Source organism: Streptosporangium sp. NPDC023825, assembly GCF_040639575.1.
Classification (GTDB): domain Bacteria; phylum Actinomycetota; class Actinomycetes; order Streptosporangiales; family Streptosporangiaceae; genus Streptosporangium.
This window is the reverse complement of record NZ_JBFAAE010000002.1, coordinates 108051-123950: the sequence shown is the minus strand read 5'-3', so window position 1 is coordinate 123950 and position 15900 is coordinate 108051. Positions and strand designations below refer to the sequence as shown.

16 protein-coding genes are annotated in these 15900 nt (G+C 70.6%); 11 read left to right on the top strand and 5 right to left on the bottom strand.

Annotation, left to right across the window (positions count from 1 at the left end):
• Positions 1 to 226: 226 nt before the first annotated feature.
• From AB0G15_RS02330 to AB0G15_RS02305, 6 genes are all read left to right on the top strand, one after another.
• Entirely contained in the window at positions 227 to 1390 is a 1164-nt protein-coding gene (locus AB0G15_RS02330; RefSeq protein WP_362834644.1) for an acetoin utilization protein AcuC, read from the top strand.
• Positions 1391 to 1437: 47 nt separating this feature from the next.
• A complete protein-coding gene (locus AB0G15_RS02325) occupies positions 1438 to 2217 on the top strand; it encodes a phosphatase (protein ID WP_362834643.1) in 780 nt (259 codons plus the stop codon).
• Between the two features lie 322 nt (positions 2218 to 2539).
• Complete coding sequence (locus AB0G15_RS02320; protein WP_012887307.1) at positions 2540 to 2743, top strand: helix-turn-helix domain-containing protein; 204 nt, start codon at positions 2540 to 2542, stop codon at positions 2741 to 2743.
• Positions 2744 to 3048: 305 nt separating this feature from the next.
• Positions 3049 to 3147, top strand: a complete 99-nt coding sequence (locus AB0G15_RS02315; RefSeq protein WP_018654693.1) for an AURKAIP1/COX24 domain-containing protein — start codon at positions 3049 to 3051, stop codon at positions 3145 to 3147.
• Positions 3148 to 3167: 20 nt separating this feature from the next.
• The gene (locus AB0G15_RS02310; protein WP_362834642.1) at positions 3168 to 4193 is read left to right on the top strand and encodes an NAD-dependent epimerase/dehydratase family protein; all 1026 of its coding nucleotides are present in this window, start codon (positions 3168 to 3170) and stop codon (positions 4191 to 4193) included.
• The gene (locus AB0G15_RS02305; protein WP_362834641.1) at positions 4190 to 5317 is read left to right on the top strand and encodes a lysophospholipid acyltransferase family protein; all 1128 of its coding nucleotides are present in this window, start codon (positions 4190 to 4192) and stop codon (positions 5315 to 5317) included. The genes AB0G15_RS02310 and AB0G15_RS02305 overlap by 4 nt, the downstream gene beginning before the upstream one ends.
• A gap of 156 nt (positions 5318 to 5473) precedes the next feature.
• On the opposite strand, the gene AB0G15_RS02300 is transcribed toward AB0G15_RS02305, so the two are convergent.
• The 3 genes from AB0G15_RS02300 to AB0G15_RS02290 form a co-directional block, all read right to left on the bottom strand.
• On the bottom strand, positions 5474 to 6271 hold the full coding sequence (locus AB0G15_RS02300) for an HAD-IB family hydrolase (RefSeq protein ID WP_362690466.1): 798 nt from the start codon (positions 6269 to 6271) through the stop codon (positions 5474 to 5476).
• Between the two features lie 327 nt (positions 6272 to 6598).
• On the bottom strand, positions 6599 to 7276 hold the full coding sequence (locus AB0G15_RS02295; RefSeq protein ID WP_362834640.1) for a DUF5667 domain-containing protein: 678 nt from the start codon (positions 7274 to 7276) through the stop codon (positions 6599 to 6601).
• A 167-nt stretch (positions 7277 to 7443) separates the two neighbouring features.
• Positions 7444 to 8088, bottom strand: coding sequence for a sigma-70 family RNA polymerase sigma factor (locus AB0G15_RS02290; RefSeq protein WP_362690109.1), 645 nt, complete (start codon positions 8086 to 8088; stop codon positions 7444 to 7446).
• A gap of 421 nt (positions 8089 to 8509) precedes the next feature.
• On the opposite strand from AB0G15_RS02290, the gene AB0G15_RS02285 reads away from it, so the two are divergent.
• Positions 8510 to 10117, top strand: a complete 1608-nt coding sequence (locus AB0G15_RS02285) for an antibiotic biosynthesis monooxygenase (protein WP_362834639.1) — start codon at positions 8510 to 8512, stop codon at positions 10115 to 10117.
• Between the two features lie 111 nt (positions 10118 to 10228).
• On the opposite strand, the gene AB0G15_RS02280 is transcribed toward AB0G15_RS02285, so the two are convergent.
• On the bottom strand, positions 10229 to 10477 hold the full coding sequence (locus AB0G15_RS02280) for a glutaredoxin family protein (protein ID WP_362834638.1): 249 nt from the start codon (positions 10475 to 10477) through the stop codon (positions 10229 to 10231).
• 293 nt (positions 10478 to 10770) lie between these two features.
• Between AB0G15_RS02280 and AB0G15_RS02275 the strand changes: the two genes are divergently transcribed.
• Positions 10771 to 11478 (top strand): redox-sensing transcriptional repressor Rex, encoded by a 708-nt coding sequence (locus tag AB0G15_RS02275; RefSeq protein ID WP_362690118.1) that lies wholly within the window; start codon positions 10771 to 10773, stop codon positions 11476 to 11478.
• A gap of 88 nt (positions 11479 to 11566) precedes the next feature.
• Here the strand turns inward: AB0G15_RS02275 and AB0G15_RS02270 are convergent, their stop codons facing one another.
• The gene (locus tag AB0G15_RS02270) at positions 11567 to 11917 is read right to left on the bottom strand and encodes a hypothetical protein (protein ID WP_362834637.1); all 351 of its coding nucleotides are present in this window, start codon (positions 11915 to 11917) and stop codon (positions 11567 to 11569) included.
• On the opposite strand from AB0G15_RS02270, the gene AB0G15_RS02265 reads away from it, so the two are divergent.
• The 3 genes from AB0G15_RS02265 to AB0G15_RS02255 are packed head-to-tail and all read left to right on the top strand — an operon-like array spanning position 11888 to position 15722.
• A complete protein-coding gene (locus tag AB0G15_RS02265; protein ID WP_362834636.1) occupies positions 11888 to 13228 on the top strand; it encodes a glutamyl-tRNA reductase in 1341 nt (446 codons plus the stop codon). The genes AB0G15_RS02270 and AB0G15_RS02265 overlap by 30 nt on opposite strands.
• Positions 13225 to 14145 (top strand): hydroxymethylbilane synthase, encoded by a 921-nt coding sequence (gene hemC / locus AB0G15_RS02260; RefSeq protein ID WP_362690124.1) that lies wholly within the window; start codon positions 13225 to 13227, stop codon positions 14143 to 14145. The genes AB0G15_RS02265 and hemC overlap by 4 nt, the downstream gene beginning before the upstream one ends.
• Complete coding sequence (locus tag AB0G15_RS02255; protein ID WP_362834635.1) at positions 14142 to 15722, top strand: uroporphyrinogen-III synthase; 1581 nt, start codon at positions 14142 to 14144, stop codon at positions 15720 to 15722. Before hemC ends, AB0G15_RS02255 begins: the two co-directional genes overlap by 4 nt.
• The last annotated feature ends 178 nt before the right edge of the window (positions 15723 to 15900 follow it).

Here is a 15900-nt window from a genome sequence, read left to right as displayed (position 1 = left end):
GTCCGGCCTCCGGCGGGTGTCCGGACCTCCTGCCCGGCCCGTCGACCGCTGGCCCGTCAAATATGCTCCCTAATAGCAATAAATGGGGATATTTAGCTCAGATGAAAACAGGTGCGTTCTCCGAGACGGCCGCGTAAACGTCATTCCGTACACGTGCGGTAACGTCGAGCCGGGAGCAGGAAGATCGGCCGTGACGCGCGGCGTCGCGACCAGACAGGGAGTGCGCATGAGCCGGTCCGTGCGGGTTGTCTGGGACGATGCGCTCACCTCGTACGACTTCGGCCCCGGGCACCCGCTCGCGCCCGTGCGGGTCGAGCTGACCATGGCGCTGGCCAGGGAACTCGGCGTGCTGGACCAGGTGGAGATGAGCGGCTGCGCGCCCGCCACCGACGACGAGCTGGCGCTCGTCCACGAGCGCGACTACATCGAGGCCGTCAAACGGGTCTCCGCCACCGGGCGGCCCGACCTCGCCCACGGGCTCGGCACCACGGACAACCCCGCCTTTCCCGGGGTGCACGAGGCGTCCGCGCTGATCACCGGCGCCAGCCTGGCCGCCGCCCGCGCGGTGTGGAGCGGCGAGGCCGAGCACGCCGTCAACGTCGCCGGAGGTCTGCACCACGCGATGGCCGCCGGGGCGAGCGGGTTCTGCGTCTACAACGACCCGGGCGCGGCGATCGCGTGGCTGCTGGCCCAGGGGGCGTCCAGGATCGCCTACGTGGACGTGGACGTGCACCACGGCGACGGCGTGCAGGCGCTCTTCTACGACGACCCCAGGGTTCTCACCATCAGCCTGCACGAGAGTCCTCGAACCCTCTTCCCCGGCACGGGTTTCCCCGACGAGCGCGGTACGGAGGGCACCGCGGTCAATGTGGCCCTGCCCGCCGGATGTGGCGACAGCGGCTGGCTCAGGGCCTTCCACGCGGTGGTCCCGCCGCTGCTGCGGGAGTTCGCCCCCGACGTCCTGGTCACCCAGCACGGCTGCGACAGCCACGCCCTCGATCCGCTGGCCAACCTCATGCTCAGCCTGGACGGCCAGCGGGCCGCGTACGCGGCGCTGCACGAGCTCGCCCACGAGACCGCGGGCGGGCGGTGGGTCGTGACCGGCGGCGGGGGGTACGAGCTGGTGCAGGTGGTGCCCCGGGCCTGGACCCACCTGATCGCGGAGGTGGCGGGCCACCCCCTGGATCCCGCGACCGCCACTCCGGAGGGATGGCGTACGTTCGTCAAGGAGCGGACCAACCAGACGGCGCCGCTCACGCTGACCGATGGACGAGACCCGGAATTTCGCGATTTCTCCGCTGGTTATGACCCAGCAGACCCGATCGACCGGGCCATCATGGCGACGAGGAATGCCGTCTTCCCCTTCCACGGGCTCGATCCCCTCCCGTGACCACGGCCCGCACACATGGTCCGCCGGCAAACTGGACTGAGGAACCGATGACGCGCGCTGAGCTTCGTGAGCACCTGGTCCGTACCCGGATCGCCGGTGACGTGGCGACCAGCCGGGAGAACAACCTGGACCACTACCGGTCGCTGTCCAACCGCGACCCGCACTACATGTTCGGGCTGACGATGGAGGGCGCCTGGTCCTACCGGGACGTGCTGGAGCTGATGGCCAAGTCCGCCGGGGTCGTGGCCGATCCCCGTCATCGGGAGGGGCAGGACACCATCGACCCCGACCGCACGATCGAGGCGGTCGAGAAGATGGGCGACACGATCGCCGGGGTGCTCCGGGGGGAGAACCCCCGGATCCTGATCGCCACCGGGCACCCCACCGGCCTGCTCACCATCCACATGGCCCTGGGCCGGATGCTCAGGGCGCGCGGCGTGACCCTGATGGCCCCGGCCGAGGGCTGGTCGTACTGGGGCAGCGGGTTCGGCCGCAGGCGCAAGATCCGCTATCTGGACGACGTGGCGATGCTCGACGACAAGGGCGCCTTCGTGCACACCCACGACCCCGCCCCGATGCGCGCCATGATCGCCGAACTGGGCGCGGACCGTCCCGATCTGGTGATCGCCGACCACGGCTGGGCCGGCGCGGCGGGCGAGGCGGGCATCCTCACGGTCGGATTCGCCGACAGCAACGACCCCGCCCTCTTCGTCGGGGAGGCCGAGGGCAAGATCGCGGTCACCGTTCCGCTCGATGACAACGTGCTACCACGGTATTACGAACCGCTGACGAACCACCTGGTCGAGAGGGTCGTACGGGCCCTCTGAGACGGGGGATGCGCAAATTAGGTCATCCCTATACGGGCATTTCGCGCCTGCATTCCACGCACCTCGCCGACCGTTTGCCAACTTTTTGGTGATTGTGGGCGACTCTAATGGGAGACAGTTGGTCCGTTCCAAGATCAATGCGAGGGGCACGGTCCGGCTGCTGGCCAGCGATTTCAGCTGTTTCGCTGACGCGAGACTCCGAAGGCTGAGAAAATAGGGGGTTTGCGTGACAGGGGTCCCGACTTACGCTGACAGCAGTACACGTGCGTGAGCAATGGCACCAGTGGGGATAACCCGGATACACGTGCGGAAGAGGCGTCCGATGGGTGCAGGCGAAAGACCTCTCAGCGAGGTGAAGTTCCTGACGGTGGCAGAAGTGGCCACTGTCATGAGGGTGTCCAAGATGACTGTGTACCGACTCGTGCATTCGGGCGAGCTGCCGGCCATCCGGGTCGGTCGATCCTTCCGGGTGCCGGAGCAGGCGGTTCACGATTATCTGAGGGATGCCTACATCGAGGCAGGTTGAGGCAGGGTGGGCTCGACGCGTCGAGCCGAGCGGCCGGGGGGAACGATCCGGCCGTGAGGTGAGCCAGGCGCGCTGGGCGCTCATGGTCCTGCTCCTTCCGGTCTGACCGGGGCGTGATTTCCGGTATGACCGTTGGGGAGCCGGTCCCTGTCTCGTCGGGGTAGCGGCGTGGTCGCCACGTCGTGAGTTCGTGCGCCCGGGGTCCCCCTAGGGGCGATCTACCGTGGATCGCCGGTAGTCTGTTGTGCCGGTGTGCTCTCGCGCACCGGTTCGACAATCTCGGCTACCAGCTACCTGGGGGTCCCGTGGGCTCTGTGATCAAGAAGCGCCGTAAGCGCATGGCGAAGAAGAAGCACCGCAAGCTTCTCAAGAAGACCCGCATCCAGCGGCGTAACAAGAAGTAGCGCGGATCTGCGAGGCGCCGATGACCCACACCGTGCTTGTCACCGGGGTCTCGCGCCACATCGGCGCCCGAGTGGCGAGCGTTCTCGCGGATGACCCGGACATCGACCGGGTCATCGGAGTGGATACGGTGCCGCCGCCCTCGCTCTCACGTGATGGCGGCGTACCTCTCGGCCGGACGGAGTTCGTCCGCGTCGACCTGCGCAGCCCCGACATCGCCCAGGTGATCGCGGCCGCCGACATCGACACCGTCGTTCACATGAGTCTGGTGAGCGCTCCCCCCAGGAGCGGCGGCCGCGCGCTCATGAAGGAGCACAACGTCATCGGCACCATGCAGTTGCTCGGTGCCTGTCAGCGGTCCGCGACGGTCCGCCGCGTCGTCGTGCGCTCGACCACCGCCGTCTACGGTTCCTCCCCGCACGACCCCGCGGTCTTCACCGAGGACGCCGAGCCGGGAGAGCCGCCGAGCCGCGGCTACGCCAAGGACGCCTCCGAGGTGGAGGGCTATGTCCGGGGCTTCGCCAGGCGGCGCCGCGACGTGGCCGTGTCGACGCTCAGGTTCGCCAACTTCATGGGACCCGGCGTCGACTCACCGCTGACGCGTTACTTCACCCAGCCCGTCCTGCCGACCGTGCTCGGGTTCGACCCGCGGCTGCAGTTCGTCCACGAGGACGACGCGGTCGAGGTGCTGCGGCGGATGGCGATGGAGGACCACCCCGGCACGTTCAACGTGGCCGGAGACGGCGTGCTGCTCCTGTCGCAGTGCGCGCGCAGGGCGGGCCTGCTCCCGATGCCCGTCCCCTCTCCCGTCTTCCGCCTCATGGGCCACCTCGCCCGGAGCGCGGGACTGGTCGGATTCTCCCCCGAGCAACTCCGCCTGATGTGTCACGGACGCGTGGTGGACACCGCCGCGCTGTCCACGGAACTCGGCTGGAGGCCGAAGTTCTCCACCGCGGCCGCCTTCGAGGACTTCCTGCGCGCGCGTGACCTGGCCGGAGGCCTTCCCGCAGCCCTGGTGGACATGGTGTCCCGGCCGGTGACGGGATGAGCGAGGCGGTGAGCGGGGGCGAGGACGCCGAGGTGATTCCCATCACCAGGGCCCGCGCCTCCCGCGAGCATCTCCCCGATCCGTCCGGCGAACCCCCCTTCGAGGCGTCCGACCCGTCCGGCGACCTCTCCCCGGGAGCTCCCGGTGCGTCCTTCCGGGAAGCCCCCGGTGCGTCCTTCCCGGAAGCTCCCGGTGCGTCCGGCGGCCTCTTCCCTGAAGCGTCCGGTGAACCTGTCCCCGAGGCCGGGTGGCCTTTCTCCGGACCGCGGGCCGGCGAGGAGGACGACGATCACCGGCTGGCCGAGCTGCTCGCCTTCCTGCGCCGCAGGGTGACCGGCGACTACGAGGTCGACGAGTTCGGGTTCGACGCGGAGCTCACCGACAGGGTGCTGCTGGAGCTGATCCGCCCGCTGTACCGCCACTGGTTCCGCACCGAGACCGTGGGCATGCACAACGTGCCCGGCGACTCCGGAGCCCTGATCGTGGCCAACCACTCCGGCACCCTCCCGCTCGACGGGCTCATGTTGCAGGTGGCCCTGTACGACGACCATCCCGGACGTCGCGCGCTCCGTCTCCTGGGGGCCGACCTGGTCTACCGGCTCCCGGTGCTCGGCCACCTGTCCCGCAAGACCGGACACACCCTCGCCTGCCGCGAGGACGCCGACCGGCTGCTCCGCAAGGGCGAGGTCGTCGGCGTCTTTCCCGAGGGTTTCAAGGGGGTCGGCAAGCCGTTCTCCGATCGCTACCGGCTGCAGCGCTTCGGCCGGGGCGGCTTCGTCGCCTCGGCCATCCGAGCGGGCGTGCCGATCGTTCCCTGCGCCATCGTGGGCGCGGAGGAGATCTACCCCAAGATCGGTGACCTGCGGATCCTGGCCAGGGTGCTCGGCCTTCCCTACCTGCCGGTCACGCCGCTGTTCCCCTGGCTCGGGCCCCTCGGGCTGGTCCCGCTCCCGTCCAAGTGGATGATCGGCTTCGGCGAGCCGATCCGCACCGACGAGCTCGACCCCGCCGACGCCGACGACCCCATGCTGGTCTTCAACCTCACCGACCAGGTCAGGGAGGTCGTCCAGCAGCAGCTCGACGAGCTCCGGCTCAGGCGCGGCCACGCCTTCCCCTTCCTCTGAAGCCTTCCTCTGAAGCTTTCCCCGAAGCCCTTTCTCCGAGGCTCCTTCCCCACGCCCTTCCGGGCTTTCCGAGCTTCGAGGCCTTACCGAGGAGGGCCGTCACGGCCGGGGGCGGCAAGGACGGCGGCGGGGAGGGCGGGTGGCGCGAGCGAAGGGTCAGCGGCCGGAGCGGTAGTGGCGGCGCAGGGCGACGGCGGCGGCGATGCCGCCCGCGAGGGCTCCGGCACCCGCCGCGATGGGCAGGCCGATCATGGTCGCCTTGCGCCCCGTACGGAAGTCCTTGATGTCCCAGCTGTTCTGCCGGGCGAACTCGCGCAGCTCGGCGTCCGGGTTGATCGCGGTGGCGTGGCCGACGAGGGAGAGCAGGGGCAGGTCGTTGGCCGAGTCGCTGTAGGCGGAGCAGCGCGACAGGTCGAGCCCCTCCCTGCGGGCCAGGGCCTTGACGGCCTCCGCCTTGGCGGGGCCGTGGAGCAGGTCGCCGACCAGGCGGCCGGTGTAGACGCCGTTCTCGGTCTCGGCGACGGTGCCGAGCGCGCCGGTCAGGCCGAGGCGCTGGGCGATCACCCGGGCCAGTTCCACCGGGGTCGCGGTGACCAGCCAGACCCGCTGGCCCGCGTCGAGGTGCGCCTGCGCGATGGCGCGGGTGCCCGCCCAGATGCGGTCCGCCATCACCTCGTCGTAGATCTCCTCACCGAGCCGGACGATCTCCTCGACCTTGCTCCCCGCGACGAACGCCAGCGCGGTCTCCCTGGCCTCGTCGATGTGCGCGGGGTTCTCGTCGCCGCGGATCCGGAAGACCACCTGGCCCATCGCGAACCTGAACAGGTCCTTGCTGGTGAACAGGCCCCGGGAGGCGAGACCGCGGGCGAAGTGGTAGATGGAGGCGCCGCGCATCATGGTGTTGTCGACGTCGAAGAAGGCGGCGGACACCGGGTCGGGCTCGGCCATCGGCATCGCCACGGCGGCCGCGGCGGCGACCTCGCCCGCCGCGACCTCCCCGACCGTCGCCCGTCTGGCCGTCTCCGCTTCGTCCCGCCGTCGTAGTAGCCGCCTCATAGCACCTCAGCTTAACCGGGACAGAGGGGTGAGATCAGTAGCGTCGGTATGAGCCGGATGTGACGTCTTGGTGTCGTACGACATCGCGCGAGCCCGCCGGGGCCGGGGCCAGGGCCGGGGCCGGGGCCGGGTTCCGATGTCGCGCTTCGGGAGGGGCAGGCGGCCCGGCTCCCTTTCGCGGCGGTCCGGGACGGTGGGGGCGGGACCGGCCCGGTACCGGACCGGCTACTCGGGCGGGGCCAGGCCCTCGATGTAGTTGAGGTAGACGTGGGCCTTGCGCTGGTTCTCCGCTCCCATCTTGGGGATCATCCCGGCGATCTGGGTACGCTGTTTCTGGACGAAGCGCTTGAGCTCCTTGGCGCTCGCGGAGTCGCGGCGCCGCATCTGCCGCAGGGAGGTCACCGCGGAGCGCGTGGTGTCCTCCATGGCCTGGAGGGTCTCCCCGATCACCTCCTCGCGCCCGCCCTCGCCCTCGTCCGAGCCCAGGAGCTCCTTGACCTCGCGGGCGCGGGTCTCGGCGTAGCCGAAGGAGCGGTCGGCCCGCTCGGCGTCGTCGCTGCTCAGGTGGAACAGCGTTCTCTCGGCGGCGCGCTTGAGCGGGTAGAAGGCGTCACCGGGCATCGACCGGTAGGTCCACATGCCGGACACCGCCATCGAGGCCACCAGGGCGAGGCTCAGCAGTCGCGGGAACAGCCCCGCGCGCGACCTCCGCCGGGAGTGGCGGGGGCTCACCGGCCGCTGCTCGGGGACGTCCTCCCCCGGAGGGGACTGGGTGAGCCGCTCGCGGAGCCTGGCGTTGAACTCGGGCCCGGGAGTGGCCGCCATGCGGGCGCCGAGTCGTGACACGCGGTCCTGAATGCGCGCCTGCGACCTCCGCGAGAATCCGGGCAGCCACTTCCCCATGAACGCTCCCCGCCGCCCCCAGCTCATGATCCATCGGTGTCACTTGCCTAACGACGACTCGGCACGGCAGGTTACGCGCTGCGCCACATCGGCATGGGAACATTGTTTCGGGCGTGGCGGCCGCGGCCGGGAGACGACGGGCCGAGGACGGCCGATGCCGGCGGGTCTCAGCTGAGGTCAGAGGGCAGCGCGCGGGCCAGGGCGCGGATCGCGCGGAACTGGAGTGCCTTGATGGCGCCGCTCTTCTTGCCCATGATGAGCGCGGTCTCCGCCAGCGACATGCCGTGCAGGAAGCGCAGGACCACACACTCCTGCTGCTCGGGGCCGAGACCGCGGACGGCGGTGAGCACCCGATCGCTGATCATCGCGGTGACGACGGCGTTCTCCGGGATGTGCGGCCCGTCGAGCGGTGTGTCGATCACCTCGGCCGTCGTGACCTCAAGGCGGTACCTGCCGGACTTGAAGTGATCGGTGATCAGGTTCCTCGCGATGGTCACGAGCCAGGCCCCGAAATCACGCCCTTGCCACGTGAAGTCCGTGATCCGGCGGAGCGCGCGGAGAAAGGTCTCGCTCGTGAGATCCTCGGCCAGTGGGTGTGAGCCGACCCGGAAGTAGACGTAGCGGTACACCAGGGTGAGGTAACGATCGTAGAGCGTGCCAAAAGCATCCGAATCTCCGGTTTTGGCGCGCAAAACGAGCCTCCGGAGTTCTTCGGAGGCATCCTCACGCACGGTGAGGTCACTACTGCGGACGGGCTGGGCTACCCCGGCTGTCGTGGGGAGGTGCCCGGCGAGCGGCCACGTTTCAGGCATCCGGTATCCCTGAGGGGAGGGGGTACGGCGTGCTCGATCACTCTAGAAATGAAGTGGAAATTCCACAATCCACTTTGAAGCGTCGTGACTGGGGGTAATCGCCGGATACGGTGTGGGGTCGGTTGTTTCAGACCGGCGCCGGGAGCCGGACGAGGGTTCGGCTACCGGTTGGGGGGTAATGTCCGGCAGCATTGGAGACACCATGGAAGTCCTCGTCGCTGTCATCGCCTTCGCCGGTGCATTGCTCGCAGCCATCGCCACCGGTGCTCTCGTCAGTCGCCTCCGCAGTGAGCCCAAGGGCTGGCTGATCGCCTGGAGCATCACGACGGCGTCTCTCTCCGTCTCACTCGGAGTAATCGCCACCGGTTATCTGATCGGATTTGGGGCAGGCACGTTCCGTATTTATCAACTGACCGGATCCATGCTGGCGCCCCTGTGGCTGGCCGTCGGGGTCATCCAGTTGATGGCCCGCAAGGGCACGGCCAGGTTCTCCTCCTGGCTCATGGGGATCGCCTTCACCGTCATCGCCACGGTGATCCTGGCGGTCGACCCGGTCCGGCAGGAGAAGGACTTCGCCAAGGCCCTCCCGCTGGGCGGCCACCACTGGAACCTGCCCCCGGCCTACCTGCTCGGGGCCGTCCACGTGATCGTCGCGCTCGTGCTGCTGGGCGGGCTGCTGCTGGCGGTCCTGCGCTGGCGCGGCGGTGACGACTACGACGCCGACAACATGCACGCGCTCCTGGTGCTCGGCCCCACCGGCCTCGCCCTCGTCGGAGCCGTCAGCTTCGCGGTGTCCGGGATGTTCACCGCGCTCCTGCTCTTCGTCACCGCCGCCGCGGTCTGGTACGCCATGCTCCGCCCGCTCGCGCCCTACGAGGACGACGACGAGGACGCGGACGACGCGGACGACGAGTGGGAGGACCGCCCCCCGCGGCCGCGCCGCCCCGAGTACGAGCCCCGCGACGTGCAGGTCGCCGGCCGCCGAGTGGCCCCGGAGAGTCCCCCCGCCCGCGCCCTGGCCGAGGAGGCGCCCCGCCGCTCAGGCCTCGGTGACCTCGTGGCCGAGTACCGGGCGGGTGAGCAGGACGTCGACTACGCTGCGCGCATGCGGCAGCAGCAGCCCTCCCCGCCCGACGACAGGTTCGGTGGCCCCGCCACGGGGATGTTCATGGCGGGTGAGTACGGCATGCCGCCCGCCGACCAGCCGTCCGGCGGTGAGCTCGGCAGGCGCGGCGGTGATCCCGGCAGGCAGCCGCCGGTCACCGGCCAGTTCGGCATGCCGGGCGTGCCCGGCCCGGCGACCGGTGAGTACAACATCCCGGCCCACGAGTTCGGCAGGCACGGCGCCCCCGGTTCCGGCAGGTCGTCAGGCCCGGGCACCGGCGAGTTCGGCAGGCCCGGCGGGACCGGTGAGTTCGGCAGGCCCGCGGGCCCGGGCACCGGCGAGTTCGGCATGCCGGGCGTGCCCGGCCCCGGCAGGTCGGGAAGCCTCCAGCCGATGCCCGCCGACCAGGCCTTCGGCGGCGCGCCCTCCCCGGGCTCCGAGCAGGGGCGCGGAGGCTCCCGAGGCTACGACCGGGGGGGCTCGCAGGGCTACGACCCGGCGTTCGGCGTCACGCCCTCGACCGGCGCCATGTATCCGGGCGGGCCGGGTACGCCGGGCGGGGCCGGTGACCTGCCGGGAGGCTCGAACCGCCCCTCACCGAGCATCTTCGGTCTGCTGACGGTCTTCACCCTGATCGACGGCACCGGCGAGAGATTCGACCGGCTAGCGGAGGAGACCGTCGAGGCGGTGCGCCGCTCCGAGCCGGACACGCTCGTCTACACCTGCCACTCGGTGAAGTCGGCGCCTCTCCAGCGCATCGTCTACGAGCTCTACCGGGACGAGGTCGCCTACGGCGACCACCAGCGCCAGCCCCACACGCAGCGCTTCGTCACCGAGCGCCAGACGATGGTGCTCGCCACCAATGTGATCGAACTCACTGTGAACGCCGCGAAGGTTATGCCGCTCCCGACCGCCTTCAGGTAGTGAACGGCGCGGGTGGCCTGTCAGGCGGCCACCCGCGGCGCCGACGGGCGGGGGCCGACGGGCGGGGCGAGTCCTTCGGGCGCCGAGGGCCTCGAGGGCCTCGAGGGCGGCTCAGGCGTCGAGGGCGGCGCGCAGGCGGTTCTCGTCGACGCGCCAGAAGTCGTGCTGCACCCCGTCGACAAGGGTGACGGGGATCATCTCCCAGTAGCGGGCCCGGTCCTCCTCGGAGGCCGTGATGTCGCGCTCCTCCCACGGGACGCCGAGGTCCGCGGCGACCCGCTCGATCACCGCCCGCGCGTCGTCGCACAGGTGGCAACCGGGTTTGCCGAGCAGGGTGATGCGATGGTCTCGCGGTGACATGACCGCCACGGTAGCCGAACCGCGGCGAAGCGCCGGCCCTCGCGGCGAGGGGTGAGGATCCGGCCCGGCGGACGGAAAGGCCCGGTGGCGACGGGGCTCGCGCCCGCCGTACACGCAGGTTCAGGGCCTGGTGAGGGGGCGGACGAGGGACCGGAGGGGGGCACGGCCAAGATTGTGAACACTCACTTTGTGCATCGGTTCACAAAAGGACTAACCTGAATGACAGTGGTTTCACCTCGTCATCCGTCGCGTCCGGGCCGCGCCGGCCGCCTGTCCCCCTGGAGTTCCGGCACGTGATCCGCCGTCTGTCCCAAGCCCGCGAACGCGGCATTCCCGAGGCGACCGTCGCCCGGCTGCCGCTCTATCTGCGAGCGCTGAACGGCATGGCCGAGCGTGGCCTGGCGACCGTGAGCTCGGAGGATCTCGCCGTCGCGGCGGGCGTCAACTCGGCCAAGCTCCGCAAGGACCTCTCCCACCTGGGGTCGTACGGCACCCGGGGGGTCGGCTACGACGTCGAATACCTCATCTACCAGATCTCCCGTGAGCTGGGTCTCACCCAGGACTGGGCCGTCGCCATCGTCGGAGTGGGTAACCTCGGGCGTGCGCTCGCCAATTACGGCGGGTTCGTCTCCCGCGGGTTCAGGGTCGCGGCGCTGCTCGACGCGGACCCCGAAGTGGTGGGCGACCACATCGCGGGATTGAATGTGGAGCACATCGACGAGCTGGAAGCCGTGATAAGGCGGCGGGGAGTGTCGATCGTGGTGCTCGCGACACCGGCCGTGGCGGCCCAGCAGGTGGCCGACCGGGTCGTCGCCGTAGGGGTCACCAGCATCCTGAACTTCGCCCCCGTCGTCCTTTCCGTGCCGGAAGGCGTTGATATCCGTAAGGTCGACCTGTCGATTGAATTGCAGATCTTGGCGTTCCACGAGCAGCGCAAGGCGGATCGGATGAGTGGGGGGCCCGCGATGGCCGAGGAGTGGCCCGAGGCGGTGGACTTGTGAAGAGGCACGGCGCACGAGCCGGCGGGCACGCTGACGGGCATGTTGACGGACGCGGTATCTCCCGGCCTTCCCGGGCGACCATGACGCTTTACCGGACGACCGCGACGTCCCGGACGACCGCGACGAGCATGACGATCACCATGACGATGGCGCGTATGAGGACGAATACGGAGACGGCAAGCACGAATACGGCGAGCATGAGCAGGGTGACCAGTAGTGCGGCGAGCGCCGCGGCCCCGGCTCCGGCCGGCCACCTCTCCTCTCGCCGTTCCGGAGCCTCTCGTGGCTCACGGGCCTTCCGGGACTCACGGGCCTCCCGCGACTCTCGGGACTCACGGGCCTTCCGGGACTCGGGAGCCCTTCGGGGTTCCGGAGCCTCCCGGAGCGAGCGGAAGGCGGGAGAGGGCCGATGAGCGTTCTCGTCGTCGGCCTGAGCCACCGGACGGCACCGGTGGCCCTGCTGGAACGGGTCTCCGTCTCCGGTGACTCGCTGGTGAAGCTGCTCCAGGACATCCAGCAGGACGTCCACGTCGCCGAGAGCATGGTCGTCTCGACGTGCAACCGGGTCGAGATCTACGCCGAGGTCGACCGGTTCCACGCCGCGGTGACCTCGCTCTCCCGGCTGCTCAGCGCCCACTCCGGCGTCTCCATGGAGCAGCTGGCCTCCCACCTCTACGTGCACTACGAGGACCGTGCCGTCGAGCACCTGTTCTCGGTCGGCTCCGGCCTCGACTCGATGGTCGTGGGAGAGGGGCAGATCCTCGGCCAGGTGCGTTCGGCGCTCAGGCTCGCCCAGGAGGAGGGCACCCTCGGCCCGACGCTCAACGAGCTCGTCCAGCAGTCACTGCGGGTGGGCAAGCGCTCGCACACCGAGACCGGCATCGACCGGGCGGGCGCCTCCCTCGTCGGCGTGGGGCTGACCCTCGCCGAGCGCGCCCTCGGCCCCCTGGAGGGGAAGCGGGCCCTGGTGGTGGGCGCGGGTTCGATGAGCGCCCTGTCGGCCGCGACCCTGCAGCGGGCGGGCGTCACCGACATCGTGGTGGTCAACCGGACCCACGAGCGCGCCGTGCGGCTGGCGCAGACGGTCGGCGGCAGGGCCGCCGCGTTCGGCGACCTGACGGCCGAACTGGCGGAGGCCGACCTGGTCATCTCCTGCACCGGCGCCACCGACGTGGTCATCACGGCGGACATGGTGACCCCCCACGAGACGTTCCTGCTGGACCTGGCCCTGCCGCACGACATCGACCCCGCCGTACGGCGGCTGCCCGGTGTGACGCTGGTCGACCTGGAGTCCATGCAGGAGAGCGAGGCCGACGCCGGCACCGACGACGGCGGTCGCGCCGAGGCGGTCACCGCCGTGCGCGGCATCGTCGCCGAGGAGGTTACCGCCTACCTGTCGGCCGAGCGCGCCGCGCGCGTCACGCCGACCGTGGTGGCCCTGCGGAGCAAGGCGGCCCAGGTGGTCGAGGCGGAGCTCGGACGGCTCGTCGCGCGGGTCCCCGATCTTGAGGGGCGCGTCAGGGACGAGGTCGGCCAGACCGTCAGGCGCGTGGTCGACAAGCTGCTCCACGAGCCCACCGTGCGGGTGAAGCAGCTGGCGGAGTCCCCTGCGGGCGATCATTACGCCGAAGCGCTGCGTGAGCTGTTCAATCTTGACCCGAAGGTGCCCGAAGCGGTGAGGCGCATCGAGACGATCGACGCCGAGCCGGGTAAGAACACCGAGCCGAGCAAGAAGGAGGCAGGCCTGTGAGCGGTGTTTCTTCTTCGCTCCGGCTGGGGACCAGGCGGAGCGTCATGGCGACGACGCAGTCGGGCCTGGTCGCCGCCCGCCTCACCGAGCTGACCGGCGCGGCCGTCGAGCTGGTCGGCGTCACCACCTTCGGCGACGTGACCAAGGCCGACCTCACCCAGCTCGGCGGTACGGGGGTCTTCGTCAGCGCGCTGCGCGACAAGCTGATCGAGGGCGAGATCGACTTCGCGGTGCACTCGCTGAAGGACCTGCCCACCACGCCCGACCCGCGCGTGGTCATCGCGGCGATCCCGCCGCGCGACGACCCCAGGGACGCCCTGGTGAGCGTCGCCAAGCTGGCCGACCTGCCGCCCGGCGCGAAGATCGGCACCGGTTCCCCGCGCCGGATCGCCCAGCTCCGGATGATCCGTCCTGATCTTGAGTACGTGCCGATCCGCGGCAACGCCGACACCCGCATCGGCAAGGTGACCTCCGGCCAGCTGCAGGGCGTCGTGCTCGCCGCCGCCGGGCTCGGCCGGCTGGGCCGCGACTCCGAGATCTCCCAGATCTTCGAGGTCGAGGAGATGCTGCCCGCCCCGGGGCAGGGGGCGCTGGCCGTGGAGTGCCGCTCCGACCGCTCCGACCTGGTCGAGCTGCTGAGCGTGCTCGACGACGCACGCACCCGGGCCGCGGTCACCGCCGAGCGCGCGGTGCTCAACGCCCTGGAGGCGGGATGCGCCGCCCCGGTGGGCGCGTACTCGGCCGAGAACGGGCCCGATCTGATCCTTACCGCCGCTGTCGTCGCAGTCGACGGCAGGCGCGCGGTGCGCAAGTCCACCGCCGGAAGCTCTTCCGCGCCCATGGATCTCGGCCGCGACCTCGCGGCCGAGATGATCGCGGAAGGGGCCGGCACGTTGATAGGGGAGCGAGCACATTGAGCTCCGGAAGTACCACCTTCGAGCGCCCGTCCGGGTTCGTCGCCTTCGTCGGCGCGGGTCCCGGTGATGAGGGCCTGCTCACGCTGCGTGGCGCCGACCTGCTTTCCAAGGCGGACGTCGTCATCCTCGACCGGGAGGCGTACGGCCCGCTGCTGCGCCACTGCCGCGAGGACGTCGAGATCGTCGACGTGGCCGAGGACGGCGCCGTCTCGCTGAAGGTCGTCAAGACCGCCAAGGGCGGCAGCGGCGTCGTGCGGTTGTGCGCGGGCGACCCGATGTTCTTCTCCTCGATCACCGAGGAGGTCGCGGCCTGTGCCAAGGCGGAGGTGGACTTCGAGATCGTGCCCGGCGTGCCGCCGGCGACGGCGGTGCTCACCTACGCGGGCATCCCCGCCGCGGTGTCGGTGCCCGAGTTCCGGGTCGTGGACGCGACCCAGATCGACGACTGGTCCGCGTACGCCACCGGGGCAGGCACCCTGGTGATCTACAACGGCGTCGCCGAGGCCGTCCCGATCGGCAAGGCGCTGATCGCGGCGGGCCGTCCCGACTCGACGCCCGTGGCGGTCAGCAGCGCGGGCACCACCACCGAGCAGCACACCGTGGTGACCACGCTGGGCCGGCTCGCGCCCGATCTCAAGCACGCGGGGATGACCGAGCCCGCGCTGATCGTGGTCGGCGAGGCCGTCGGCATGCGCGACCGGCTGTCGTGGTTCGAGACCAAGCCGCTGTTCGGCTGGCGGGTGCTCGTGCCCAGGACCAAGGAGCAGTCGGCCAGCCTGGTCGAGCAGCTGCACTCGTACGGCGCGGTGCCCGAGGAGGTCCCCACGATCTCCGTCGAGCCGCCGCGGACCCCGCAGCAGATGGACCGCGCGATCAAGGGCCTGGTCACCGGACGCTACGAGTGGGTCGCCTTCACCAGCGCGAACGCGGTCAAGGCCGTGCGCGAGAAGTTCGAGGAGTACGGCCTGGACGCCCGCGCGTTCGCCGGGCTCAAGGTCGCGGCCGTGGGCGACAGCACCGCGCGGGCGCTGGTGAGCTTCGGCGTCAAGCCCGACCTGATGCCGTCCGGCGAGCAGTCGTCGGAGGGCCTGCTGGCCGAGTGGCCCCCGTACGACTCGATGCTCGACCCGATCAACCGGGTGCTGCTGCCGCGCGCCGACATCGCGACCGAGACGCTCGTGGCCGGGCTGACCGAGCTGGGCTGGGAGTGCGACGACGTGACCGCCTACCGGACCGTCCGCGCCGCGCCGCCGCCGGCCCCGACCCGCGAGGCCATCAAGGGCGGCGGGTTCGACGCGGTGCTGTTCACCTCGTCGAGCACCGTCCGCAACCTGGTGGGCATCGCGGGCAAGCCGCACAACGTCACGGTCATCGCCGTGATCGGCCCGCAGACCGCCAAGACCGCCGAGGAGTTCGGGCTCCGCGTCGACGTGATGGCCGACAAGCCCTCGGCTTCCGCCCTCGCGGCGGCGCTGGCGGAGTATGGTGCCAAGCAGCGGCAGGCCGCCGTCGTGGCGGGGGACACCCCCCGCAGGCCCTCGCAGACCCGGCGGGGAGCCCGGCGCCGCGCCAAGTAACCTTGAAAGTGGCGCCCGCCCGCGCACGACGGGCGGGCAGGCCGCGTCCGACGCCCCCGGCTAGCGCCGCGGGGCGTGATCGCCACCGCGAGGATCGGTGTCGCGGCCGGCACCGCGTCACGCCGGTCGGCACCGCGTCACGTCGGCCCGTGTCGTGTCACGCCGACCGGTTTCGTGC